This window comes from Alteromonas hispanica, assembly GCF_010500915.1.
GTDB lineage: Bacteria > Pseudomonadota > Gammaproteobacteria > Enterobacterales > Alteromonadaceae > Alteromonas > Alteromonas hispanica.
The window spans coordinates 37,296-62,226 of record NZ_JAAAWP010000014.1 but is presented as its reverse complement, the minus strand read 5'-3'; the positions used below and the strand labels follow the sequence as shown (position 1 = coordinate 62,226).

Sequence of the window (24,931 nt, the reverse complement as noted above, 5' to 3'; positions counted from 1 at the left end):
AGTGCCATGAAAATACTTCTTGAAGACACTATACCTTTTGGCCAGCATTATCTCGATGACGTGGGTGAGGTTCGCACATATGCGTGGCAAAACATAACGCCAAACGATCTCATCGACATTGATATACTTGCCCTTCGCAGCACCACAAAGGTAACGTCTGAATTACTCACAAATGCCAATAAACTGCAGTTTGTGACTACCGCCACAGCAGGTACAAATCATTTAGATAAGGGCTTCTTAGACAGTAGTGCCATTGCGCATAGTTCAGCAGCAGGTTGCAACGCAGTTGCTGTGGCTGAGTACGTGTTAAGCGTATTGCTACACGCGCATAAAACTAAAAAACTCGATTTGTATCACTCTACAGTAGGCATTGTTGGTGCCGGAAACGTGGGAACGGCATTGACGAGGTTACTTGACGCATTGAGCGTTAATTACATGCTGTGCGATCCGTTGAAAAAAGAGGCGGGGGATAAGCGCTCTTTTGTTGAAATGAACGATATAGCGCAGTGCGATATTATTACTCTCCATGTACCTTTTGTTAGCGAAGGGCCTTACCCAACAGAAAACCTGATAGATGAAGGGTTTCTCGATAAGCTTGGCGCACATCAGCTGCTTATTAATGCTTGCCGCGGCGAAGTTATCAATGAGGCCGCCTTACTTGCGCGGTTTAATAAACCTAGCCCGCCAGTTTTAGTATTAGATGTTTTCGATAATGAGCCTAACATTAATACAGCACTGTTTGACCATTGTTGGTTTGTCACGCCTCATATTGCTGGGCATTCCGTAGAGGGGAAGGTGCGCGGAACTCAGATGATTTATGAACAGATTTGCGAGCGAGCAGGTCTGCCAGCCACGAAAAAACTGTCAGATTTTCTAGATAGTGTTCCCCCTCTAGCCGCAGCGCTACAACATCCAACAGCAACTAGGCTATCAGTTGAAGATCTTATTAACGTTTTTCACCGTGTGTATAACGTTGCTGTAGACGATAATGAGATGAGAACGGCCATTGCCGATAACGACGGTGTTCATTCCGGCGATGCAGGTTTAAATGTGGGCGCTCACTTTGCCTCATTACGGAAAAACTATCGAGTAAAAGATCAAGAAAGGCGAGAGTGCAGTGCGCACACCTTATTACTGCCAGCAAACACCAGCAAAGAAATTCAGAAAACCTTTAAAGATTTAGGCTTCTCTGCTCAGTTAATTCAGGCAGGCTAATTCAGGAAGGCTAATTAAGAGACAGTGGAACAGCCCATTAAGAAACTTAGCAACAGGGTTTAGTTTACATTTAAAAGGCACAAGCACTAAGCGAGCCTTTTGTAGAGTATAAAATTCATAAATTTCGATAAGCCTATTTTAGGCTTTCACATTCACTTTTAGGAGAAAACAGTATTATGTCGCAAGCGTTTGATGTTGCAGTTCTAGGCGCAACAGGTTTAGTTGGGCAAACTATGATTGAGCTTTTAGAAGAGCGTGGTTTTCCAATTAATCGTCTATATCCTTTAGCAAGTAAACGTTCTGCAGGCAGCACCGTTACCTTTAAAGGTGAAGAGATCGAAGTAGAAGATGCAGAAGCCTTCGATTGGTCTCTTGTTCAGTTCGGTTTTTTCTCAGCGGGTGGCAGTATATCAGCCAAATATGCTCCGCTCGCAGCGGATGAGGGCTGCATAGTTATCGACAATACATCGGAATTTCGTTACGAACCTGACATTCCATTAGTGGTTCCTGAAGTAAACGCCCACGCCCTAGCCGATTTCCGTAATCGCAATATTATTGCCAACCCTAATTGCTCAACTATTCAAATGATGGTGGCGCTTAAACCTATTCAAGATGCGGTGGGTATATCGCGGATTAATGTAAGTACTTATCAGTCTGTCTCGGGCGCAGGTAAAGAAGCCATGGAAGAGCTTGCGAAACAAACTGCTGGCTTGCTTAACGCTAGAGAAGTAAAACCCGATGCGTTTAGTCGCCAAATTGCTTTTAACGCAATTCCGCAAATTGATGCGTTTCAAGAAAATGATTACACCAAAGAAGAAATGAAAATGGTGTGGGAAACGCAGAAAATAATGGGTGACAACTCGATTTTGGTTAATGCAACTGCGGTGCGCGTTCCGGTATTTTATGGTCATGCTGAAGCTATTCACCTAGAAACGCATTCTCCGATTGATGCAGAGCAGGTTAAACAGTTACTTTCAGATGCTCCTGGCGTTACGTTATACGAGGGCGCAGAACAGTTTCCTACACAAGTAAGCAGTGCTTGCGGGAACGATATGGTTCATGTTGGAAGAGTTAGAAATGATATTACTCATCCTTGCGGGATCAATATGTGGGTTGTATCAGACAATATTCGAAAAGGCGCAGCCACAAATAGCATTCAAATTGCAGAGACACTTATTCGCGACTATATGTAAAAATTGGTCGCACAATTTGTTCATATTGTCCTGTTAATGGAGTAACAGGGCTGCTAGGTTGTTGTAACGATAAGTAAAAGATAAACATTTTTAGTTTCTTGCCGATATGAATCTATTGGCAGGGGAATCAAAAGAGCAGATGAGCCAACAGATTAGCTAAATGGTTAAATGGGCAAATCAGGTGAGTTGGCAAGGCAAAGTGCATTTGAACGATGTGACGGTCTTGCTAATGCTTTTGTTTAAAAAGCGCCGTAAAACGTACTCGCTAACTAGATTGCCTACCACAAGTGGTTTATAGTTTGAGGATGTTGTTTTTAAACATACGAAAAGTAACACTTGGTCAGACACTTAGCTTAGTTTCATGCATCCCCACGAGATATGCGGAAAGACTTTTGAGGTGTATAGGCTAAGTCACAGGTAAGCGCGCTTAATTTGCTATCAAAATGACGGCAAAGAGTAAGAAAATAAAAACAAAGCCAACGCAGGCGACTTGTTTAGTCGGCCAAATATCAGTTGGCATTAAAATACATCAACCTTTAAAGGTGGTATTTACGCTTGAGGGCATATAGGACTGCTATGAAATTGCATTTGACGGGCTTACTATTACTTAGTTTATGTGTGTATGCCCCCATCACTTCAGTGAATGCGCAGGAAAGGGAAACCTTACTAAAGGGACCTAAAGATGCGAGCGATCAATACTCTGGATTAGAGTATGGTCCCATCGACTCAAATGATACTTTATGGCGCATAGCAGAGCGATATAGACAAAATAATAACCTGAGCGTTTATCAGGTTATGACCGCAATCTACGAACTCAATCCAAACGCATTCGAAGACGGAAACCTCAATCTTCTCGTTAACGGTGCAGTTCTCAAATTACCCTCCGAGCGCTACATTGCTCGAATCAGCAAAGAACAAGCACAACAGCGTGCCGAAAGAGATGAGCGGGCTTTTGCTGAAGCGCTCAATAAGCCTGGTAGCAGTGTAAAAAACATCAAGCCATCGTCTCCTTTAGTAAATCAACAAGACCTGTCGCAAACCCAAAACGACATTGAGCAAAAAATAACGCGTTTAGATGCAGAGCAAACCCGTCAATTCGACGAGTTGCGCAGGCAGTTCGCAGCCTCGTTAAATAATGTTCAAGAAATCCTCGATGAAAATAGAAAGCTCTACGAGCGAGTTGAAGCTGTAAATGGTGAGCTTGAGTCGCTAAGAGGCCAGGTGGAAGGCGATGTAAAAGAACAGCTTGATATGCAGGTAGCCTTACAGCAAGAGCTGCTGGATATGATAAGAGCCGAACAGGCTGAAAGGGCTGCTGAAAAACAAGACTCTCTGTTGAATAAGCTAATGAGTCCTATGAGCCTGCTTATAGGTTCGGGCCTATTAACGTTACTGCTAGTTGGCGGCTTAATTACGTGGTTACTCAAGCGTAATAGCAAACCTCAAGAAAGCCCCTCGGCTACAAACACATCTAATGATGAAGAAGTGCCTGTTCCTGAAAGCGACTTAGGCGACCTCTCTAGCGCACTTGCGCCAGATTTAGATGAAAAAGACGAACTGACCGACGATGACCTATTTAACGACGACGACTTACTCGATGATGTACTAACGTCAGATTTAGAAGAAAGCTTAGATGACGAATTAGAAAGCTTTGCAGATTTAGAAGACGACTTGTTGGTACCCGATGATGATTCAGACGATTTATTTGAAGCCGGAGCAGATGAGTTAGACCAAAGTGAATTAGACAGTTTATTTGACGATGATGATTTGTCTGACAAGGTACTTAATGAGAATGAATCTGAAGATTTAGACGGCATTGACCTATCTGAAGATGATGATGTTTTCGATGAAAGCGTTGACAGCATGAGCGAGGAGTCATCGAAAGATGAGGAACAGCCAGATGCGTCAGATGACGACTTTGATATCGACGACCTGTTAGACGATGTACAAAGCCAAGAAGCCTCAAAGGACAGCGAAGCTCCAGAAGACGTAGATCCAGACGACATTTTGGATGAGTTTGGTGTAGACCAAGACGACAACGACGAGCAAGAAGAGTCGTCTGCTGAAGAAAATGTTGATGTTGATGATATAGATGCATTGCTTGATAGCAATGCCGCAGAGCCCTCTCAGGACGACATTGATGATTTACTCGATAGTGCAACTGAGACCGCGTCATTACCGAGTGTTGATGATGAAGATGAAAAACCAGAGATAAGCATAGACGATCTGTTAGAGGAAAATGCACCTGATACTGCGCTAACTGACGAACTAGATAGCAAAGATGATCTCATTAATGAAGAGATGCTTGAAAAGCTAGACGATGAAATAAATCAGCAAAATCACGAAATCAACAAAATTACAGACGATTTGCTAAACGAAATTGAGCAGATTGAAATGATGGGCGGCCTCGATGACGAAGAGGACGCAGATGAAGAACTAGAAGACGAAATAATATCGGGTTCAGGTTCGCCTCAGTCTATTCAAGATTTCGACTCAATTACCGACGACTTAGATGAAATTTTAAACGACGAAATTGAAGACGACTTTTCAGACCCGCTTTCGGATGAACTGATTGCCGAACTACAAAGCGAAATGCCAGATGACGAAGACGCAGCATCTGACGATGAGACTGCAAGTGCACCCCAAGCTATAGAAGAGAGCACATCTGATGATTCTGACGATTTTAACGATTCTCTTTCTGACGACCTGTTAGCCGAGTTAGAAGCAGAGCTTGAAGACGACACTGATGATGTTGATAGCAGTGACGCTGGTGAGGAGCCTTTAGCGGGTGAAGAGCCTTCAGCAAGTGAAAAGCCTGAAACAGACGTCGACGAATCAGCGTTTGAAGAAGAAATAAGCGACCCGCTAACAGATGAATTATTGGCAGAGCTAGAATCTGATTCAAGCGAAGAAGAGACTGCAGCCGAAGAGGAACCTACAGCTGAGGAAGAATCTGCAGTTGAAGATGAGCCTGCAGCTGAAGAAGAGCCTGCAGCTGAAGAAGAGCCTGCAGCTGAAGAAGAGCCTACAGCCGAGGAAGAACCCGTAGCCGAGGAAGAACCCGTAGCCGAGGAAGAGCCTCTAGCCGAAGATGAGCTTGCCGCTGAAGAGGAATCTACTGCTGAAGATGAGCCTACTGCCGAGGATGAATCTTTAGTCGGGGAAGAGCCTGCAGCAGACGAGGAGCCTGTAGCCGAGGAAGAACCTGGCGCCGAGGAAGAACTTGCTGACGAAGATGAGCCTACTGCCGAGGATGAATCTTTAGTCGAGGAAGAGCCTGCGGCGGACGAGAAGCCTGCAGCCGAAGAAGACATTAGCGCAGACGAAGAGCCTGTAGCTGAGGAAGAACCTGCTGACGAAGATGAGCCTACTGCCGAGGATGAATCTGTAGTCGAGGAAGAGCCTGCAGCTGAATCAGACGATCCGTTAGATGATGCACTCGAAGCCTTTGAAAAAGACATGATGGATGATATCCCGTCTTTTGGCGATTTTGAATCAACTGATGAAGTGACACAAGATGATGCTGCAGAGTCCGACTCTGAAGAGAATGTTAAGCAAGACGAAAACGATTATGATGACAGCATTCTCAATGATGCCTTTGATGACGTTGACTCTTTCGCACTAGAACAAGAAGTGGATGGAATAGAGCCTCAACAAGAGCCAGAACAGTCACAAGTCGATAATACTAGCGAAAACAATGCTGTTAACGATGAAGATATAAATGAACTTGGCGATGTACCCGGCCTCGATGATTGGTTAAGTAGCGATGGCGACGATGACATTCAAGACGAGGAAATCTTGGATGAACTCGACAGCGCGGAATTCGATGAACTTCTTGAAAGCCTAGAATCTGAGACTCCATCTGACGCAGACTCACTGCTAGATAGCGACCCGAGCGGAGAAAATGGCGAACTGGAAGAGGCCAATGGCGAGAATCAAGACGCCGATGATGCCCAGGCAAACGAGGAGCCTCAGCCAATCGAAGAAGCTTCGCCCGAAGTAGAACAACCTATTGAAGATGAAGTTAGCGCAGCGGACGATGCTCAAGATGAAATAGGAGCAGAGTCGAATGATGAGGATGATGAGTTTTCGCTAGAGGATGATACCTTTGAACTAGAAGACATTGACGACCTTGCCGATGAAGACCTTGCCGATGACTTGCTCGATGATACTTTCGATAACGATGGCGACAACGAAAGCGACAACGACAATGATAGCGAGCTAGACGACTTATCATTACCAGATGTCGACATGGACGACGACAGCGAAAGTAACGCTGACACTCATTCACAGTCATCAGCGGCAGAAGAGGAATCAGAAAAAGCTGATTCAGAAGAAGGTGATTTAAAGGAAGGTGATTTAGAAAAAGATCAGGAGCCCAAGAGCAACGACCTCAAAGATGACGATCTTAAACTTGATAACCCTGATCTTGACCTAGAAGCTCTGCTCAGCGATATGCCTTCTGTTGAGATGGGAGGTGAAACCAATGAGCGTGAAGACTTCTTAGATGTAGAAGCGCTTATGGATGACGGCGACGATGACACCATGAACGACCCCGATAGTCAGCCACTAGACTTAGATGTAAGCCTCTCGGACTTCACTGGTGTAAATGACAGCGATTCGGTTATCGATATAGATAAAGACGCAGGCCAAAATGCAAACCTAGACTTGGCCCGTGCTTACCTTGAAATGGAAGATGTTGACGCTGCCAAAGAACTCCTTGAAGAAGTGCTTAACGAGGGAAGCGAAGAGCAAAGGCAAGAAGCTGAAACGATATTGAAATCCATCGGCTAATTGCATGTTAGTTGGCATATGACTACACTTAGCGGCTTTTAGTTTAGAGGTAGCAGAATCATGGGGCGAATTGCCTTAGGGATTGAGTACGACGGTGCTGCTGTTTACGGTTGGCAGCGCCAACAAGAAGTGCCAAGTGTTCAAGAGTATCTTGAAAAAGCGTTATCGAAAGTCGCTAATCAGCCTATTCACGTGCAATGTGCCGGGCGCACAGACGCGGGCGTTCATGCTACAGGCCAAGTGGTTCATTTTGATTGTGACGAGCCCAGGCCAGATCGTGCTTGGACATTAGGTGTTAACGCCAACCTTCCAGATTCAGTAGCAGTAACATGGGTAAAAAATGTAAGCGATGATTTTCACGCGCGTTTCTCTGCGACGCATCGCCGCTACCGCTACATTATTCACAACAGCAAAATGCGACCCGCTATACTTCACCATGGTGTTACCCATGTGCACCGGCCTTTAAATGAAGCAAAAATGCACGAGGCTGCTCAAGCCTTACTGGGCGAACAAGACTTTACCTCGTTCAGAGCGTCTCTGTGCCAAAGTAAAACCCCGTTTAGAAATGTGACTAATGTGACTGTTTATAGACAGGGGCAGTATGTCATTATTGATATTAAAGCCAACGCATTCTTGCATCACATGGTGCGCAATATAACAGGGTCGCTTGTTGAAATAGGGGCGGGGGAGCAACCAATAGAGTGGATTTCTCAGCTACTTGCACTGAAAGATAGAAGTAAAGCGGCGTCGACTGCAAAGCCTAATGGACTATACCTGGTAGATGTTACCTACCCAGAAGAACACGATCTGCCTAAAAAACCACTTGGGCCCTTATTTTTACCCGAAACCTAATTTTCTGCGGTAAAACGTCTCTCGTTGATTAAAAACTAATGCAAGCGTAATTTAAACTGGTCGGAGTGTAACTTCTTAGACCAGTTTTGTTTTTTCCATTTCGTTGTATTGTGGTCTAATAGCGCGCTATATTAGATAGCCGCTTTGATAGGTTGCGCACGTTTTCTTTGTAACGCTGTCAAAGACATATAATTCATGTGTTGTTGGTAACCAATATGAACCGTATTAAAAACAAATGCCGACACTCTAAAAAACAAAGGATTCAATTTCCATGAGCTGGATTCAAAAAATACTTCCACGCACTCAAACGACCTCTAAGGGTAATGTTCCAGAGGGTATTTGGACAAAGTGTGGTTCTTGTCAGGCCGTTTTATACAAAACAGAGCTAGAAAAGCTACAAGAAGTTTGTCCTAAATGCGACCACCATATGCGTATTACGGCGCGCCGTCGTATTGATGCATTTTTAGATGAAGGCGATCGCGTTGAATTAGGTGCCGAACACGAACCACAAGACTTGTTGAAATTTAAGGATTCTAAGCGTTACAAAGATCGCATTGCCGCTGCGCAAAAATCGACGAATGAAAAAGATGCATTAGTCGTCATGCAGGGTAAAGTAAAAGGCATGCCTGTAGTGGTAGCGTGTTTTGAGTTTGCTTTTATGGGCGGTTCAATGGCGTCGGTTGTTGGTGCGCGCTTTGTTGCTGCCGTTAATGCGTGCCTTGAGAATAACACGCCGCTTATTTGCTTCTCTGCAAGTGGCGGTGCGCGTATGCAAGAAGCGTTAATGTCGTTAATGCAAATGGCAAAGACCTCTGCGGCGCTAGCAAAAATGAGCAAAAAAGGACTGCCTTATATTTCGGTACTCACCGATCCAACAATGGGTGGGGTATCTGCAAGTTTGGCCATGCTTGGCGACATTAATGTGGCAGAGCCCAAAGCCTTGATTGGTTTTGCAGGCCCAAGAGTGATTGAACAAACGGTTAGAGAGAAGCTTCCAGAAGGATTTCAGCGCAGCGAATTCCTGGTAGAGAAGGGAGCTATTGATATGATTGTTGACCGCAGAGATATGCGTGATAAATTACACGGCTTATTGGTTAAGTTGCATAATAAAAATTAGTGAATAACGAAAATAATAATAACAGTGGCTCAGGGCAGGTGACTTCACCCGTTAAAAAAAGCCTGAGCCAGTGGCTTTCCTACCTAGAATCTATCCATCCTAGTGCCATAGACATGGGCCTTGAGAGAGTTAAGCGCGTTGCCGATGCAATGTCGCTGAGCTTAGCAGACTCTATTGTCATTACCGTGGCTGGCACTAACGGCAAGGGAACGACCTGTCGCCTGCTAGAGCAGTCGCTGCTTGCGCAAGGCAAAACCGTCGCGGTTTATAGCTCTCCTCATCTCATCGACTACTGTGAACGGGTTCGCTTCAACGGCGACCTTGCAGCGCCCGATACTTTTGTTGACGCATTTGAATGTATCGAGAGAGCAAGAGGAGATATCTCTCTTACGTATTTCGAGTTTAGTACACTTGCCGCAATGAAAATGATGCAAGATTGGCAGGTCGAAATTGCTATTTTAGAGGTTGGGCTGGGTGGCAGACTAGATGCAACCAATATCGTTGACCCTGATTTGGCAGTTATCACCACAATCGATTTAGATCATCAAGATTGGTTAGGCAATACGCGTGAGAAAATAGCGCGGGAAAAAGCGGGTATTATGCGCTTGGGCGGTAATGCGGTAATTGGTGACTTGTTTCCGCCTTCTTCGCTATACGACGTGGTTAACGAACTAAATGTAAACGCATGCTGGGCGACAAAAGATTTCACGAGTGTTGTCAATTCAGACCAAAGTGAATGGGAGTGGAAAGGGAAGACGATATCTTTCAGTGAGCTTCCTTACCCTAATATACCTCTGCAAAATGCAAGCACGGCACTCGCTGCGCTAGAAGCGCTAAATTTATTGCCCCAACACAATGCACTTAAAGAAATACTTTGTAAAACTACTATGCCAGGACGGCAGCAAAAAATAAGCGATTCGCCCCTCGTTGTGGTTGATGTTGCCCATAATCCCCAAGCGACGACCTCTATGCGTGAATGGTTAAGTCGTTACAAGGTTGATAAATACCGTATTGTGGTAGGAATGCTAAAGGATAAGTCAATTGCTGAAACGCTTTCACCGCTAGCGTCGTTACCAGCGACATGGTATGTGGCAAGTACGCAAGGCGCGAGAGGTTGTGATGCCGATGTGCTTAAAAGTGCACTTGTTAATGCAGGCACAACCATAGAGAATATCAGCACATACGACAATGTTACCTTGGCGTATGAGAGTGCGCTGTTAAATTATCAACCCGATGAACTCATTTTAGTGTTTGGGTCTTTTGTTACCGTGGCAGACGTACTCGTAAAAACCAACTAACAATCCGCTTGTTTCTGACAAGGTACAAGCGTGAAGGCATTCAGCCAGGAGATATCAGTGACATCGGCATTAAAGAATAGGTTGGTAGGAACCATTATCGTTGTGGCGCTTGCCGTTATTTTCCTTCCCGACTTTCTCGATGGAAAAAAGCAGCAAAACCGTGAGCCTTTCGTTTCGGTGCCTGCAAACCCACCTCTTAAACCCATTGTAGAGCCAGAGCCATTTCCTTCAGAGCGTGTGGCTAGAGCCGCTGTGCCTGCGGTTGACATAGAAGAAGCCGAAGCGCTTGACGATGTTTTTGAAAATCAGGAAGCCGCAAGTATTAACGCAGAGAGCGAGGGAGCATCTGATACCGCATTGAAAGTATCGCAGCCTGCCGTACAAGATGACGATGAACTTGCCAGCCAAACAGTTGTTGAAAGTACCAACCGACTTGTTGAGGAAGATGCAGGCTGGGTGATTCAGTTAGGTAGTTTCAGACACGAAAAGAATGTCAAAACATTACTCGGTAAGTTAGAAAAAGCAGGGTATAGAGCCTTTAGTCGAAAAATCCAAACTAGTTCAGGTTTGCTCAATAAAGTGTTTGTTGGCCCAGATCTAGATAAAAAGAAACTCGATTCGGCGCTCCCGCACTTAAAAGAGCTTACGGGGCTTAAAGGCAAAGTTACTACCTTTAGTGTTAATTAACCTGTAAATATTTTGGCTGCTTTCTAGATGTTATACAAAAGGCTATTTTATTACATACTGGTAATATTTTTGGCTTCTGTTAGAATGCGCGCCATCTCGCCAACGGCATCTTGTCTAACATGAGTTTAGGCAACATCAACGCAATAAAGAGACGATGAACTGGGTTGACTTCTCCATACTGGGTATCATTGCGGTATCAACCTTAATAAGCCTTATAAGAGGGTTTGTTAAAGAAGCCATTTCGCTTGTGGTTTGGTTTTCTGCACTCTTTATTTCCAGCAATTTCTATGCAGACCTTGCTATTTACTTCACCGCCATCGACGATACCTACATTAAAAATGGCGCTGCAATTGCGGCATTATTTGTATCTACACTTATACTCGGCGGCATGGTGAACTTTGTATTTGGTCAACTAGTCCAAGCAACAGGATTGTCAGGCACTGACCGTGCGCTTGGTATCGTATTCGGCGCTTTGCGCGGTGTACTCATCGTGAGCGCTTTACTCTTTTTTATGGATACCTTTACAGGTGCCGCCGCCGCATTATGGTGGCAGTCATCGATTCTCATACCAGAGTTTGGTGTCATTATTGAGTGGTTTTTTACGTATGTTAAAGACTCCTCCAGTTTTTTAAATCCCGTATAAAATAGGTAACGCACATGTGTGGTATTGTCGGAATAGTTGGTAAAACCCCCGTAGCTCAGTCTCTTTACGACGGTCTAACGGTTATTCAACACCGTGGGCAGGACGCTGCGGGTATAATGACTATCGATCAAAATATGTTTAACCTGCGCAAAGCAAATGGCTTAGTGAGAGATGTTTTTCACACTCGCCACATGAAGCGTTTAACCGGTAACATGGGCATAGGGCATGTTAGATACCCAACCGCTGGTACGTCGAGTTCTGCAGAGGCACAGCCTTTCTACGTTAACTCTCCCTTCGGTATTGCTTTTGCCCACAATGGTAACTTAACCAATGCTCACGACCTTCAAGAAGAAGTGTTCCGCATTGCTCGTCGCCATATCAATACCACTTCAGACTCTGAGTTACTGCTTAATATTCTGGCCCATGAGCTTCAGCAAGTGGCTGGGCTTAGCGTTAGCGCAGAGCATATTTTTGAAGTAGTAACAAAAGTACACAAAAAAATTCGCGGTGCTTACGCTGTTGTTGCCGCTATAATTGGTCAAGGTATTGTTGCATTTCGCGACCCTCATGGTATTCGTCCTCTTGCTTTAGGTAAGCGAATGACAGAGCTGGGGGAAGAGTGGATGGTAGCTTCAGAAAGTGTTGCTATCGATGCTGTGGGCTTCCAGTTTGTGCGCGATGTAGCGCCAGGTGAAGCTGTATTTATAACTGAAGAAGGTCAGCTGCATACTCGCCAGTGTGCCGAGAATCCAATTACGTCTCCGTGTATTTTTGAGTTTGTTTATTTCGCGCGCCCAGATAGCTTTATCGATGGTATTTCTGTTTACGCCTCACGGGTAAACATGGGAAGAAAGCTCGGTGAAAAAATTAAGCGGGAGTGGTCAGATTTAGATATTGATGTCGTTATCCCCATTCCTGAAACCTCTATGGATGTGGCACTACAAATTGCGACAACGCTAGACCTGCCTTACCGTCAGGGCTTTGTGAAAAACCGCTATATTGGTCGCACCTTTATAATGCCGGGACAAACACTGCGTAAAAAATCAGTACGCCGTAAGCTCAACGCTATATCTTCTGAATTTAAAGGTAAGAGTGTTCTACTAGTCGACGATTCTATCGTTCGAGGTACAACGTCAGGGCAAATTATTGAAATGGCAAGAGAGTCTGGCGCTAAGAAAGTTTACTTTGCGTCTGCTGCGCCTGAAATTCGTTTTCCAAATGTATATGGCATAGATATGCCATCGGCAAATGAACTGATTGCCTACGGCCGAGAAATTGATCAAATTGCCGATCTTATCCAAGCTGACGGCCTTATTTTCCAAGACATATCTGATCTTGTTGAAGCTGTTCGTGAGGAAAACGACAGTATTCAGCGCTTTGAAACTTCTGTGTTTGATGGAAACTACATAACGGCAGATATCGACCAAGAGTATTTAGAGCGCATAGATATGTCTAGAGGTGAAAAGTCGAATCAAGCACCTACTATGCAGGCTGAATTGAGTAATTTAGATGTGCATAACATGGGTTCTAACTAAATAGCATCGCAGCTACATGAAATATTAACCCAAATGAAAGGCCGCTCAAAGCGGCCTTTAATGTATCTGTACCCGTATCTGTATCTGCATCATAGAGGCTTTTGTCTGCTTGTAAGCTTAGCTCTGCTAGAAAGCTTTACTTAAACCCAGAGGTTAGTGAATAAATACTGGCCCGCCAAACATGCCCCAAACCAGCACTGAGCCTGTCATCAGAATAACCAGAAGTATCAACCCGCAGGTTACAACTGAACTCGAGTAGATAAACCCTTTGTCTTCATGCATGTGCATAAGAATAGGGACACCAGAATAAAGAAGATAAACCGAATAGCTGATACCAACCAACAGGGCGGTCATAACAACCCACAGCTCTGGATAAAGACCTGCAAATCCAACCATAAATAGTGGTGTAGCTGTATAAGCAGCTAACTCAAGCGATTGTGTGTAGGTAGGTGTGGCGTCGAATGCTTTGGCTAGCTCGTGTATCAATATAGCTAGTCCAATAACACCCGCTATTAAGCCGAAATACATGCCCATGCCCATCATAATTGCACTATTTTCGCTAAGGCGGATAATATCGCCCGCCCCAATACTCCACCCAGTATGTGCACTTGAATAATAGGCTACTACAGAAGGAATAAGCGCGATAAAGGCTATATGTGTGAGTGCATAAAAATAGTTTTCATGCTTTGTATCAATTGTTTGCCACTCTTCTTTCGGATGAGTGTAAATACCAACGAGGTGATTTAAAATCATAGTCCCTGCCTTTTAACTAACGTTCTAGTTTTTAGAGTTAAGTTATTAAAAATAAAAGAGTATTGTTTTATTGGCAGTGTGATTCTAAAAAATTGGCCCTAAATACTAATTAGGCACAGTGGAGATTAAGTAGCGCGTTTACCACTGCTGGTTGCTTGCTGTAGCAAAGTAAAAGTGTTTGTTACACGCCACTCGGGCGCGCGTTTAACTGCCGTTAACAATATTTTTACAATTTCAGTGTGCAGTAAGATCACTCCTGCGTCAATGAATATTGTCTAATTAATCGTCTATTTAAAACGGCTAAATTGAGCCTTTGAATTAAAAGCGGTTTTTAGGAAAAGATGGATTACCTTACGCTGCGCTTGGTATTCCAGAATGGAACCGAAACTCGATATCCTCGCTGACGATAAGTTGTTTTTCCACTTCACCAAACAGTGCTACACGCTCTGTAATATCAGTGGAGGAAATATTAGCCGCAAGCGTAAGATAATCTTCGAAATGACGGGCTTCGGAGCGCAGTAGCGACATATAAAACTTGCCTAGTTCGTCAGACACATGGGGAGCTAGCTTTGCAAATCGTTCACACGAGCGCGCTTCAATGTAGGCACCGCAAATAAGCTTGTCCACCAACTTTTCTGGCTCGTAAGTGCGAACTTGACGAAGTAATCCGTTTGCATAGCGACTAGAGGTTACCGATTTATACTCAAAACCCAAGCGATGCATTATCTCCAGCACTTGATAAAAGTGGTGCAACTCTTCTTTTATAAGCATTACCATTTTATCTAACATGTCTTTTTTAACAGTATCTAATCCGCTTACGTTAAATACGCTTTTCGATAAATGTTTGGTATTGAGTGATTGCCAGTCACCTTCATGTCTATATGTAAAGTCTTCGTAAGGTTTAAGCCAGCCAAGTAATATTTTACTTGTCTTTTCATCTGCCACATAGCGTCGCAATAAATACATGGCGCTTTGTGCTGCTTTTAACTCGCAGATAAGATGGTCTGTCAGCAGTATCTTCAAATTCTCTTCTTTTGTTGCTTCATCTACCCATGCATCTGGTGTACTGCATTGCAAAAAAGCAGTAACGGGCGTGAGAAGTGATGAAATTTCTGAAGATGAAATAGCAGACATTGTGATACTTACCTAATGAAATAGCTTAAAAACTGATACGATTCGTTATCTGTGTAAGACAACGTTTTTGACGGCGGCAATACTACCCGAAGGGCCGCCGTAGAAACAACTTAAATAAGTTATAAAACTAAAACATGAATTATTTGGCGCATCTTTTTTTAGCAAAACCTACCGCAGACTCTCAGTTTGGTAACTTACTGGGAGATTTTCGCCGCGGTGTAAATGTGGCCTCATATTCTCTCAACGTACAGCGTGGTCTTGAAAATCATCATACTGTCGATAAGTTTACCGATCAGCATGAGTTAGTGAGACAGGCGAAGCTACTTTTTCACCCAAGTCGCCGCAGGTTTGCCCCCGTTGCTATCGATATCTATTTCGATCATTTGTTAATTAAACACTGGTCCGCTTTTACGGATACCCCGTTCTCGCTGTTTTGTGACGAGCGATTTGCGCTTTTAGAAAGGCGGTTGCCTGTTATGCCTCGAAATATGCAGCACAGTGTAGGTCACTTAATTACTCACAATTGGTTTAATGATTATGCAAAAGAAGAGGGAATTGCAAAGGCAATTGCTGTAGTGGCGAAACGAATTCGCTTTAAAAACGAGTTTCACAAAAGCGTTAATGACATTGTTTGCAACAAAAAAGAGTTGGAAAGCCTGTTCTTATCGTTTTTCCCTCAACTAATAGCGCATGTGCATGAAAGGGGTATAGAAGAGCGCACAGAATAGTATTCAGCAGAGCACATAGCAGGACAGTAAAAAAAGCTTGAAAGATCCCGCTAAACCAGACGTTAAAGAGTGCAGTAAGTTTATAAAAACCTTATATCACAAGCAAGTAGGCTATGTTTGGGAAACTTATCCTGTCTCATTAAAGTGCGAAGCTTTACAGAGATATATCGACTAATTTGGTTAACTTGTCGTTCTGTATAGAGAGAATGCTTCGAGGGGGTTATAGTGGATGTGCCAATAATCTAAACAAAAAGAACTCGGTATGAAAATGATGAACTCCTACAGAACTCCCCGCAAATGGGCTGCCGCCCATTTTTTGTTATTACTTTCTCTTTTAACTTTCAATTCAGTGGCCCAAGAGCATGACCGTGCCATAGAAATAGACAGTAAAGTCGTTACTGAACACGAGACCAAAATTTTAGGCAAACGCGTTAAATACAGCGCCACTACGGGCACTCAGCCTGTGTGGAATAGCAAAGACGAGGCCGTTGCTACGCTTTTTTACACATACTATAAGCGCACAGATGTTAAAGACGATACGAAAAGACCACTTATAATCTCATTTAACGGCGGTCCAGGTTCTGCCTCGGTATGGATGCATGTGGCGTATACCGGCCCTCGTATACTCAATATTGATGATGAAGGTTACCCCGTTCAACCATACGGTGTTCAAACTAACCCGTATTCAATACTCGATACCGCAGATATTGTATTTGTGAACCCAGTAAACACCGGCTATAGCCGAGTGCTTACAAACGCCGAGGGTAAAATGCCGTCTCAGGAAGAGCAGAAAAAAATGTTCTTCGGTGTAAATGCAGATATCAGCTACCTAGCTGAATGGGTGAACACGTTTGTGACCAGAAATAATCGCTGGCGCTCTCCTAAATACCTTATTGGTGAGAGCTACGGTACTACTCGAGTTTCAGGTCTTGCACTTGAACTCCAGAACAGTCAGTGGATGTACTTAAACGGTGTAATCTTAGTGTCACCTACCGACATAGGTATTGAACGCAATGGTCCGGTGAAAGCTGCGAATCGCCTGCCTTACTTTGCAGCAGCTGCCTGGTATCACAATAAACTTGATTCAGACCTGCAAAGCAAAGACTTAACCGAACTATTACCTGAAGTAGAAGACTTCACTATTAACGAACTCATTCCTGCTTTGGCAAAGGGCGGTTTTATTGATCCGGCTGAGAAACGCCAGGTGCTTGCTAAAATGGCTCGCTACTCTGGCTTAAGTGAAGAGGCTGTTGCTCAAAACAACTTAGATGTTTCCACGGCATTTTTCTGGAAAGAGTTATTGCGAGATGAAGGCAAAACCCTGGGGCGGTTAGACAGTCGCTATCTGGGTATCGATGCTAAACAAAGCGGTGATAGACCAGACTATTGGGCTGAACTCACATCTTGGCTACATTCGTTTACGCCCGCGATAAACTATTACCTGCGTGAAGAACTAAATTATAAAACTGACATTAAATACAACATGTTTGGGCCCGTGCGTCCATGGGACAGAAGCAATAACAATACAGGCCGTAATTTGCGCCTGGCTATGGCCCAAAATCCTTATTTAAATGTAATGGTTCAGGCTGGTTATTATGATGGAGCAACAAATTACTTTGATGCCAAATACACGATGTGGCAGCTAGACCAAAGCGGAGCGATGAAAGATCGCTTGAGTTTTAAAGGTTATCGCAGCGGGCACATGATGTATCTACGTCGTGATGACCTAAAGCAGTCTAATCAAGATTTACGCGAATTTATCAAAGGCAGCACGCCTCTTGAAGGTCAACCTGCCATGTACAAGCGTTAATTAAGGAAGCAAAACATGAAAGCCGTAGGTTACACACGCTCGTTAGCAATTAGCGAAGAGAATGCGCTAGAAGATATTGAAGTAGATAAACCAACTGCTACAGGGCGAGATTTACTTATTAAAATAAGCGCTATCGCTGTTAACCCTGTAGATTGCAAAATTCGTCAACGAGTAGAACCAGAAGGTCAACCAAAAATTTTAGGCTGGGATGCCGTTGGTGAAGTGGTTGAAACAGGAAGTGACGTTACGGCTTTCAACGTAGGCGACCGCGTTTATTACGCGGGAGACCTAACTCGTCAAGGAACTAATGCACAATATCAAGCAGTAGATGAACGTATTGTAGCAAAAGCACCTTCTTCATTAACGGATAGTGAGGCGGCTGCATTGCCGCTTACCTCTATAACTGCCTACGAGCTGTTGTTTGATCATTTAGAGATTAAACAGCAGAGCGAAAAAAGCGACGAAGTCATACTTGTTGTTGGTGCAGCCGGTGGAGTGGGTTCTATTATGCTGCAGCTGCTTAAAGTATTAACCGGCGCAACGGTTATTGCTACGGCATCCCGCGACAAGACAAAAGCCTGGGTATCATCTCTAGGCGCAGATTTTGTTATAGATCACAGTCAGCCCATGGCGGAGCAAATTAGGGCGCTTAATATCGGCCCCGTAACTCATGTCGCTAGCTTAACGAATACAGGTGAAAACATTGAAACGTTTGTTGAAGTGATGAAGCCAAAAGGTAAATTAGCGCTGATTGACGATCCTGAGCATGTGGATATTTCAAAATTAAAGCAAAAAAGTTTGTCTTTACACTGGGAGTTTATGTTTACTCGCTCTATGTTTAAAACTGACGATATGATTGAGCAGCAGAAATTACTGTCTCACGTTGCTGACTTAGTGGATGAGAACAAGATTAAGACCACTGTGGGCAGGCACCTCGGTAAAATAAATGCCGCAAACCTTATTGCGGCTCATAAAGAGCTTGAAGCAGGCACAGCCGTTGGTAAGCTGGTGCTAGAGGGGTTTTAAACGGTTGTTTTCACAAGTACCTTTATACTGCTATGCTCTATCCATAGCAGTTTTCTTGTGCTGTCAATAGTGTCTTTCAAAAAGTGAGTACAGTTTGACTATATCCAACACCAACGGCGAACATTATCTGTTTTCAGAGTTAAAAAGCTTACTGAATACTGATGAAAGCTTATTTGATTTTCTTGAGAGTTCTGCGCTCGATGGCGTTTGGTTTTGGGATTTAGAAGAGCCAGAAAATGGATGGATGAGCCCAACGTTCTGGAAAATACTCGGTTTCGACCCCGATTCAAAGCGTCATTTACGTTCTGAATGGCAAGATTTAGTTAACCGCGAAGACGTGAAAGATGCTTTAGATAATCTTGAACAGCATTATGCAACCCCATCATCAATGTTCGATCAAATCATCCGATATACTCACAAAAATGGACATACTGTTTGGGTACGTTGCCGTGGTGTAGCAATTCGAGATAGTAGCGGAAAGCCGATAAGAATGCTGGGCGCACAGACAGATGTAACAGAGCTAAAACTACAAGAGTTATCGCGTCTAGAGCAAGAAAAACAGCAAAAACTGGCGTTTAAGAAACAAGCCTTTCTTTTAGATGAACTTGAAAAAACCGCCAATATTGGTACCTGGGAAGTAGACTTAATAAGTAGCAAGGTAGTTTGGAGCGATCAAACAAAACGAATTCACGAAGTGCCACTTAATTACGAGCCAACGCTTGAGCAGGGAATTAATTTTTATAAAGAAGGTGAAAGTCGAGAACTTATTACTAGAGCGGTATCAGAGAGTATAGCCAATGGCACTCCTTGGAATCTGGAGTTAGAACTTGTCACTGCAACAGGGCGGGATATTTGGGTTCGCGCACAGGGTAAGGCTCAGTTTGTTAACGGTGAATGCGTAGGCCTGTTTGGCGTTTTCCAAGATATAACGCCTCAAAAGCAAGTAGAAGCCCAAAAACAAAAGATTCGCGAGCGAGCCGTTGCCGAATCGATACGCTTGCAGGTAGCTAATGATGCGCTTGGCATGGGAGTGTGGGAATATGATTTGGTCACAGGTGAGTTGCTGTGGGACAAGTGGATGTATTCTCTCTACGGCGTATCGAAAGAACAATTCACCGGTGCATTTGAAGCTTGGGAACGAAGCCTTCATCCAGATGACTTAGAACGAGCTAAACAGTTGCTTGATGAAGCTATCGAAAAAAACATAAATTACGACACCGAATTTCGCGTGGTTATGCCCAGTGGGAAGATAAAACACCTTAAAGCCAACGCTGTTATTCTCCGTAACGACATTGGTGAAGCTGTGAAAGCTATAGGTGTAAACTACGATATTACCGATAAAGTAGAAACAATGGCGGTGCTTGAGCAGGAAAAAGAAAGAGCAGAGGCAGCAGCGAAAGCAAAAAGTGACTTTCTTGCCAATATGAGCCATGAAATACGCACTCCCATGAATGCCATCCTTGGCGGCCTTCAGCTTTTAAGAAATTCAGATATAAAGGGAAATTTACGTACAATACTTAACAATTCAGCGTTTTCAGCCCAGAGCTTGTTAACCATCATCAACGATATTCTCGATTATTCAAAAATAGAGTCGAATAAGCTCAGTATGGAGTTTGCTCCGTTTTCACTTATAGAAGTACTTAATGCTGTTAAATACGATATGGATGAAATGCTCAGTAGTAAGGGCATTGTTTACTCTGTAGATATAGATGACAAATTTGAAGATGGCTGGATTGGTGATGTAGTTAGGGTAAAACAAATATTGCTAAACCTCGTTTCAAACGCCGTAAAGTTTACCATCAAAGGAATGGTAAAAGTTGATGTTTCTTGCTACGAGTACAAAGGAGAAAACGCAATCGCTATAAGCGTTATCGACTCTGGTATCGGCATGAGCGAAGAGGCCCAAAACAGGTTATTCGAACGCTTTTCACAAGCCGATGCAACGACTACGCGAAAATACGGTGGCACCGGTTTAGGAATGGCCATAACTCTCAGCTTAGTTGAGATGATGCGGGGTGATATTAAAGTTGATAGTGTTGAAGGTGAGGGAACAACAATCACCGTTTTATTGCCCCTTGCGCCTGCAAAGCTCGATAAACAGAAAAGTGTGAAAAAGTCGCTTGCAGCACCAATGATGTCGAATAAAAAAATCCTCATCGCAGAAGATAACGCTATTAATCAAGTTGTTATTCAAACCATGCTTGAAGATACAAAGGCAGAGATAACCATTGTAGATAACGGAAAACAAGCAGTTGAGGCGGTAGAGAAAGAAGACTTTGACGTTATTCTTATGGACATTCATATGCCTGAAATGGATGGCGTAGAAGCTCAGCGCCAAATTAGCCAGATGAAAAAGCATATACCCATAATAGCGCTTACGGCTAATGTTATGCCCGACGATGTGGCGTTCTATTTACAACAAGGTTTTGTCAGTCACCTAGGCAAGCCCATAGACATGAATCATTTGTTTGGCATGTTAAAGCAATACGGCCACTAAAGACCTCTTTACTGGTGTTAAATTGATGAGGGCACAACACAATTATTGTGCCCGTATCTGAAATGCTAAAGGTTTACATTTACAATGGTGCGACCAAATAATTGACCTTTTAATATGTCATTTATTTTTTCATCTAATGCGTCTAAACCAACTTCGGTTGTCAGTGAATCAAGCAGATTCAGCTTCCAGTCACCTGCTAGTTTATCCCATAGTCTTAAACGTGGCGCCATGGGGCATTCAACAGAATCGATCCCCAGTAATGAAACTCCACGCAAGATGAAAGGAAATACACTCACATCTAGCTGAGCAGAAGCGGTAAGCCCACAGCAGGTAACTACGCCGCCATACTGAGTAGACTTAATTGCTTGGGCCAAAAATTCTCCACCCACTGTGTCTACTACTCCGGCGTACTGCTCTTTAAGCATGGGACGTTCTTTATTTTCAAGCATAGTGTCTCGAGTAATGACACGAGAAGCGCCCAACGATTTAAGAAAATCAGCCTGTGAATCTTTTCCGGTGCAGGCAACCACATTAAAACCTGCTTGTGTAAGCAGGGTAACCGCCACGCTTCCTACACCGCCGGTGGCTCCTGTTACCAAAATCTCTCCGTCTTCTGGCGACACGTTGTTCTCAACAATCGCTTGAACAGAGAGCCCGGCAGTAAATCCCGCCGTGCCCAATACCATGGCTTCTTTAAGAGTGAGCCCTTCTGGTTTTGCCACCGCCCACTTTGAAGGGATACGTATGTATTGAGCAAATCCGCCAGCAGTGTTCATGCCGAGGTCGTAGCCTGTAACAATAACTTCATCGCCTTGACTAAATGTGTCGTCGTCGCAAGATACAACCGTACCCGCCGCATCAATGCCGGGGGTATGTGGAAAGTTTCTACTCACTCCTGGATTTCCTGAAGCAGACAGCGCATCTTTATAGTTTAACGAAGAGTAGCTCACTCTTATCAGGAGATTACCTTCAGGTAATTCATCTATATTTCTTTCAACGACAGAACGTGTAAACGTTTTGTCTTCGGCGTTTTCTACCAATAATGCTTTAAATGTAGTCATTCTACTCTCCGTATTAATATCTGAGTTTCTTCCATTCTGACCGTATATTTATTTTGTGCAAGTATGCACTTTTTAGTAGGGTAGCACCCAAAATGATACTAATGGGAAAGTTTAGCTAATATGGAATTAAATCAACCGTTCGCTTAGTTCGAGTTGAGAAAAAGCTAAAAGCGAGCTGAGCCCATCGTTAGATGAATGCACGCTAGATGAATACTCGCTAGATAAATACACACCAGATAAATGAGAAAACAGCCATGACTGAGGCAGTAAAAAAAGACAGCAATGACGTGCTAGAGCAGCAGACACCGAACTATATATGCGGCGTAGCGGTTTCCCTTGAGATTATTGGTGGTAAGTGGAAGGGAGTCATTTTATGGCATTTGTGCCACAAGACGTTACGATTTAGTCAACTGAGACGCCGTTTGCAGGGAGTTACTCAAAAGATGCTAACGCAACAATTAAGAGAGCTGGAGCGAGATCAGCTTGTCAATCGTAAAGTTTACGCAGAAGTGCCGCCTCGGGTGGAGTATTCGTTAACAGACCTTGGCAGAACGTTAGAGCCTACATTGCGACAGCTATGCGACTGGGGAAAAGACTTCCACGACCAGCATCGTTAGTGACCAACACAGTTAGTATTTTGTGAAAAGATAAATTTAAGGCTCCGTGAACGATTGTTTATCAATGCGTGTTTTATCATCGATTGGATTATTCTATAAGAGCTGTTGTCAGCGTATTAGTAATACCAGCGCCAGATGTAAAAATGGCCCGAAATTACCATTCCGGGCCTTAGCTATTTAATATCTTTTGAACTTCTAAACAACAGGTGGCTGCTATAGTTTTTATCCTAGCAATTCACTTATTGTTATCGTCGTCGACTTGCCTGCATCAGTGATATCGATAACAGCACTCATCGTGTTAAAGTCGATTTCAAGGCAAGCTGTGTCCGAATGATGGGCCCAATTAAGAGCAAGCAGTTTATCGTTATACGACACTGAAAAATCGCCATTAAAAGCATTGCTGTCGTTTCTTATCTTGATTAACTCAATAAGCCCTTTAACCACAGGTTTCTCAATGGCTGCTTCTACGTCGGCAGTTGAAAGGTAAGGCCGGTTTATATCTCTCCCTACATTTGTTTTAGCTAACAACTCCATATCGTTATCGGCTGCGAGTAGGCCCCCGTAGTAAACTTGAGGGATGCCTGGGCTAAAGAATTGAATGGCGCGAGCAAGGAGATAGTTTAAATCATCTTTTCCTAGTGCGTCGTAGTAAGTGCAGTTCACCTGATAAAGGTCGACATTGTTGGCTGCTGCACCCGTCGCTTTTCTAGACTCTTCTTTGGAGTTAACGTGAATCTGCTCGACAAGAGCATCAATTGATGCGTTATCAAGTAAGCCTGGCTTGTCGCCGCTTGCGCCAACATCAACAATCCCAATGCCGTCGTGGGTGTCTAGTACCGTAAAACAGTTACGTGGTGAAATTGATAGCCAATGTGCTAACGCGCTGGCATCTTGCGTGAAAAGAGTATGCAGAACTAATGGCGGTAGAGCAAAGTCGTACACACTGTCACAGCGTTCTGCAATATCAATTTGAGTTTGATAATGGCTGTGAATTTCAACCAGACACTGCATGTCCATAGAGCGAGCTCGTTTACTAAGCTCTTCAATAAAGGCAAAAGTCTCTTCAAGCATAAAACAGTTGGAACCCGCCCGTTTAATGGCATAGCCTGCCGCATCAAGGCGAATAAGGTCGACGTTACTTTCAGTGAACGATGTGAGAATAGACGATAAATATTCCTTTCCAAGGTCAGACTCAACGTCAATATCAATTTGGTTCGAGGTAAATGTAGTCCAAAAAGGTACAGTTTCACTGCCTGCAACTTCATAGTCGCTGAAAAATGGCGTGGGTCTTGGACGAAAAACGTTGGCAATTTGCTCGTTAGTTTTTGTCTCATCAGTGTCGGTAAACACATCTTGCTTAGTTAAAAATAGCGGCCAATACGCTGACTCTCGGCCTTTTTCAAGCACGTCGCGAAACTGCCTACTCTGCGCCGACATGTGATTAACAATAAGATCAGCCATTATGTCGACAGATTCGCCCATTTTTTTAACATGGCTCCAATCACCCAAACGCTTATCGACACTCGTGTGATCGATAGGGTCGAATCCAGCATCTTCGCCATCGTAAGGATAATAAAATGGCAGAAGGTGCACACCCTTAAACAAACCAGCGAGCGGACCATTGAGAAGGCTATTGAGGCTTTCGATACTGCCATCACCCAATCTGTCTGCGTAGGTAATTAATTGAACGCCGTTGCTTATAGACATTGAAACTCTCCAAAAATACGGTTTTTACGATAGGAGCAAAAAAGCGCCTTGGTATACGATAAATACCATTAAGCATGGACCGCTTTATTAAAGTCACTTTCAATATAGTAGAGGCTTAGCTTAAGTATAGATACGCTGCGATATGTGGAAGCTTTCCATCTCCAGTACAGTATCGCTTCTTAATCGATTAAGAAATGGTAGCAATAGTTATCGCAAATGTAAATGAGATGTTTATTTGTACAAGGCAAGTGAGAAAGAGCGGTA

At 43.7% G+C, this 24,931-nt stretch carries 18 protein-coding genes; 14 read left to right on the top strand and 4 right to left on the bottom strand.

What is annotated here, in order from left to right; genetic code table 11:
* Window positions 1-6: 6 nt before the first annotated feature.
* The 9 genes from GTW09_RS16490 (at window position 7) to purF (ending at window position 13,334) form a co-directional block, all read left to right on the top strand.
* Entirely contained in the window at window positions 7-1,215 is a 1,209-nt protein-coding gene (locus GTW09_RS16490) for a 4-phosphoerythronate dehydrogenase (RefSeq protein WP_163112742.1), read from the top strand.
* Between the two features lie 176 nt (window positions 1,216-1,391).
* Window positions 1,392-2,408 carry an aspartate-semialdehyde dehydrogenase gene (locus GTW09_RS16485; protein ID WP_163112741.1) on the top strand — a complete coding sequence of 339 codons (1,017 nt, stop codon included), beginning with the start codon at window positions 1,392-1,394 and terminating at the stop codon, window positions 2,406-2,408.
* A gap of 576 nt (window positions 2,409-2,984) precedes the next feature.
* The gene (locus GTW09_RS16480) at window positions 2,985-7,202 is read left to right on the top strand and encodes a FimV/HubP family polar landmark protein (protein WP_163112740.1); all 4,218 of its coding nucleotides are present in this window, start codon (window positions 2,985-2,987) and stop codon (window positions 7,200-7,202) included.
* Between the two features lie 60 nt (window positions 7,203-7,262).
* The gene (truA, locus tag GTW09_RS16475) at window positions 7,263-8,054 is read left to right on the top strand and encodes a tRNA pseudouridine(38-40) synthase TruA (RefSeq protein WP_163112739.1); all 792 of its coding nucleotides are present in this window, start codon (window positions 7,263-7,265) and stop codon (window positions 8,052-8,054) included.
* Window positions 8,055-8,325: 271 nt separating this feature from the next.
* On the top strand, window positions 8,326-9,171 hold the full coding sequence (gene accD / locus GTW09_RS16470) for an acetyl-CoA carboxylase, carboxyltransferase subunit beta (protein WP_071979984.1): 846 nt from the start codon (window positions 8,326-8,328) through the stop codon (window positions 9,169-9,171).
* Entirely contained in the window at window positions 9,171-10,469 is a 1,299-nt protein-coding gene (folC, locus tag GTW09_RS16465; RefSeq protein WP_163112738.1) for a bifunctional tetrahydrofolate synthase/dihydrofolate synthase, read from the top strand. Before accD ends, folC begins: the two co-directional genes overlap by 1 nt.
* Window positions 10,470-10,526: 57 nt before the next feature.
* On the top strand, window positions 10,527-11,156 hold the full coding sequence (locus GTW09_RS16460; RefSeq protein WP_163112752.1) for an SPOR domain-containing protein: 630 nt from the start codon (window positions 10,527-10,529) through the stop codon (window positions 11,154-11,156).
* A gap of 154 nt (window positions 11,157-11,310) precedes the next feature.
* Window positions 11,311-11,799: a CvpA family protein gene (locus tag GTW09_RS16455; protein ID WP_071979981.1), complete on the top strand. Its 489-nt coding sequence runs from the start codon at window positions 11,311-11,313 to the stop codon at window positions 11,797-11,799.
* A 14-nt stretch (window positions 11,800-11,813) separates the two neighbouring features.
* The gene (gene purF / locus GTW09_RS16450; protein ID WP_163112737.1) at window positions 11,814-13,334 is read left to right on the top strand and encodes an amidophosphoribosyltransferase; all 1,521 of its coding nucleotides are present in this window, start codon (window positions 11,814-11,816) and stop codon (window positions 13,332-13,334) included.
* A gap of 153 nt (window positions 13,335-13,487) precedes the next feature.
* On the opposite strand, the gene GTW09_RS16445 is transcribed toward purF, so the two are convergent.
* Both GTW09_RS16445 and miaE read right to left on the bottom strand, forming a co-directional pair.
* A complete protein-coding gene (locus GTW09_RS16445; protein WP_163112736.1) occupies window positions 13,488-14,087 on the bottom strand; it encodes a Yip1 family protein in 600 nt (199 codons plus the stop codon).
* A gap of 351 nt (window positions 14,088-14,438) precedes the next feature.
* Window positions 14,439-15,221, bottom strand: a complete 783-nt coding sequence (gene miaE / locus GTW09_RS16440; RefSeq protein ID WP_071979978.1) for a tRNA isopentenyl-2-thiomethyl-A-37 hydroxylase MiaE — start codon at window positions 15,219-15,221, stop codon at window positions 14,439-14,441.
* A gap of 134 nt (window positions 15,222-15,355) precedes the next feature.
* On the opposite strand from miaE, the gene GTW09_RS16435 reads away from it, so the two are divergent.
* The 4 genes from GTW09_RS16435 (at window position 15,356) to GTW09_RS16420 (ending at window position 21,282) form a co-directional block, all read left to right on the top strand.
* Window positions 15,356-15,949: an acyl carrier protein phosphodiesterase gene (locus GTW09_RS16435; protein ID WP_163112735.1), complete on the top strand. Its 594-nt coding sequence runs from the start codon at window positions 15,356-15,358 to the stop codon at window positions 15,947-15,949.
* A gap of 271 nt (window positions 15,950-16,220) precedes the next feature.
* Complete coding sequence (locus GTW09_RS16430; RefSeq protein ID WP_163112751.1) at window positions 16,221-17,759, top strand: S10 family peptidase; 1,539 nt, start codon at window positions 16,221-16,223, stop codon at window positions 17,757-17,759.
* A 15-nt stretch (window positions 17,760-17,774) separates the two neighbouring features.
* Window positions 17,775-18,785 carry a zinc-binding alcohol dehydrogenase family protein gene (locus tag GTW09_RS16425; RefSeq protein WP_163112734.1) on the top strand — a complete coding sequence of 337 codons (1,011 nt, stop codon included), beginning with the start codon at window positions 17,775-17,777 and terminating at the stop codon, window positions 18,783-18,785.
* Between the two features lie 94 nt (window positions 18,786-18,879).
* Window positions 18,880-21,282, top strand: a complete 2,403-nt coding sequence (locus GTW09_RS16420) for a PAS domain-containing hybrid sensor histidine kinase/response regulator (RefSeq protein WP_163112733.1) — start codon at window positions 18,880-18,882, stop codon at window positions 21,280-21,282.
* Window positions 21,283-21,347: 65 nt separating this feature from the next.
* On the opposite strand, the gene GTW09_RS16415 is transcribed toward GTW09_RS16420, so the two are convergent.
* Window positions 21,348-22,343 (bottom strand): YhdH/YhfP family quinone oxidoreductase, encoded by a 996-nt coding sequence (locus tag GTW09_RS16415; protein ID WP_163112732.1) that lies wholly within the window; start codon window positions 22,341-22,343, stop codon window positions 21,348-21,350.
* A 254-nt stretch (window positions 22,344-22,597) separates the two neighbouring features.
* On the opposite strand from GTW09_RS16415, the gene GTW09_RS16410 reads away from it, so the two are divergent.
* Window positions 22,598-22,960: a winged helix-turn-helix transcriptional regulator gene (locus GTW09_RS16410; RefSeq protein ID WP_071981285.1), complete on the top strand. Its 363-nt coding sequence runs from the start codon at window positions 22,598-22,600 to the stop codon at window positions 22,958-22,960.
* Between the two features lie 222 nt (window positions 22,961-23,182).
* Here GTW09_RS16410 and gtfA read toward each other — a convergent pair whose 3' ends face one another.
* Complete coding sequence (gene gtfA / locus GTW09_RS16405) at window positions 23,183-24,667, bottom strand: sucrose phosphorylase (protein WP_163112731.1); 1,485 nt, start codon at window positions 24,665-24,667, stop codon at window positions 23,183-23,185.
* Window positions 24,668-24,931 lie beyond the last annotated feature (264 nt).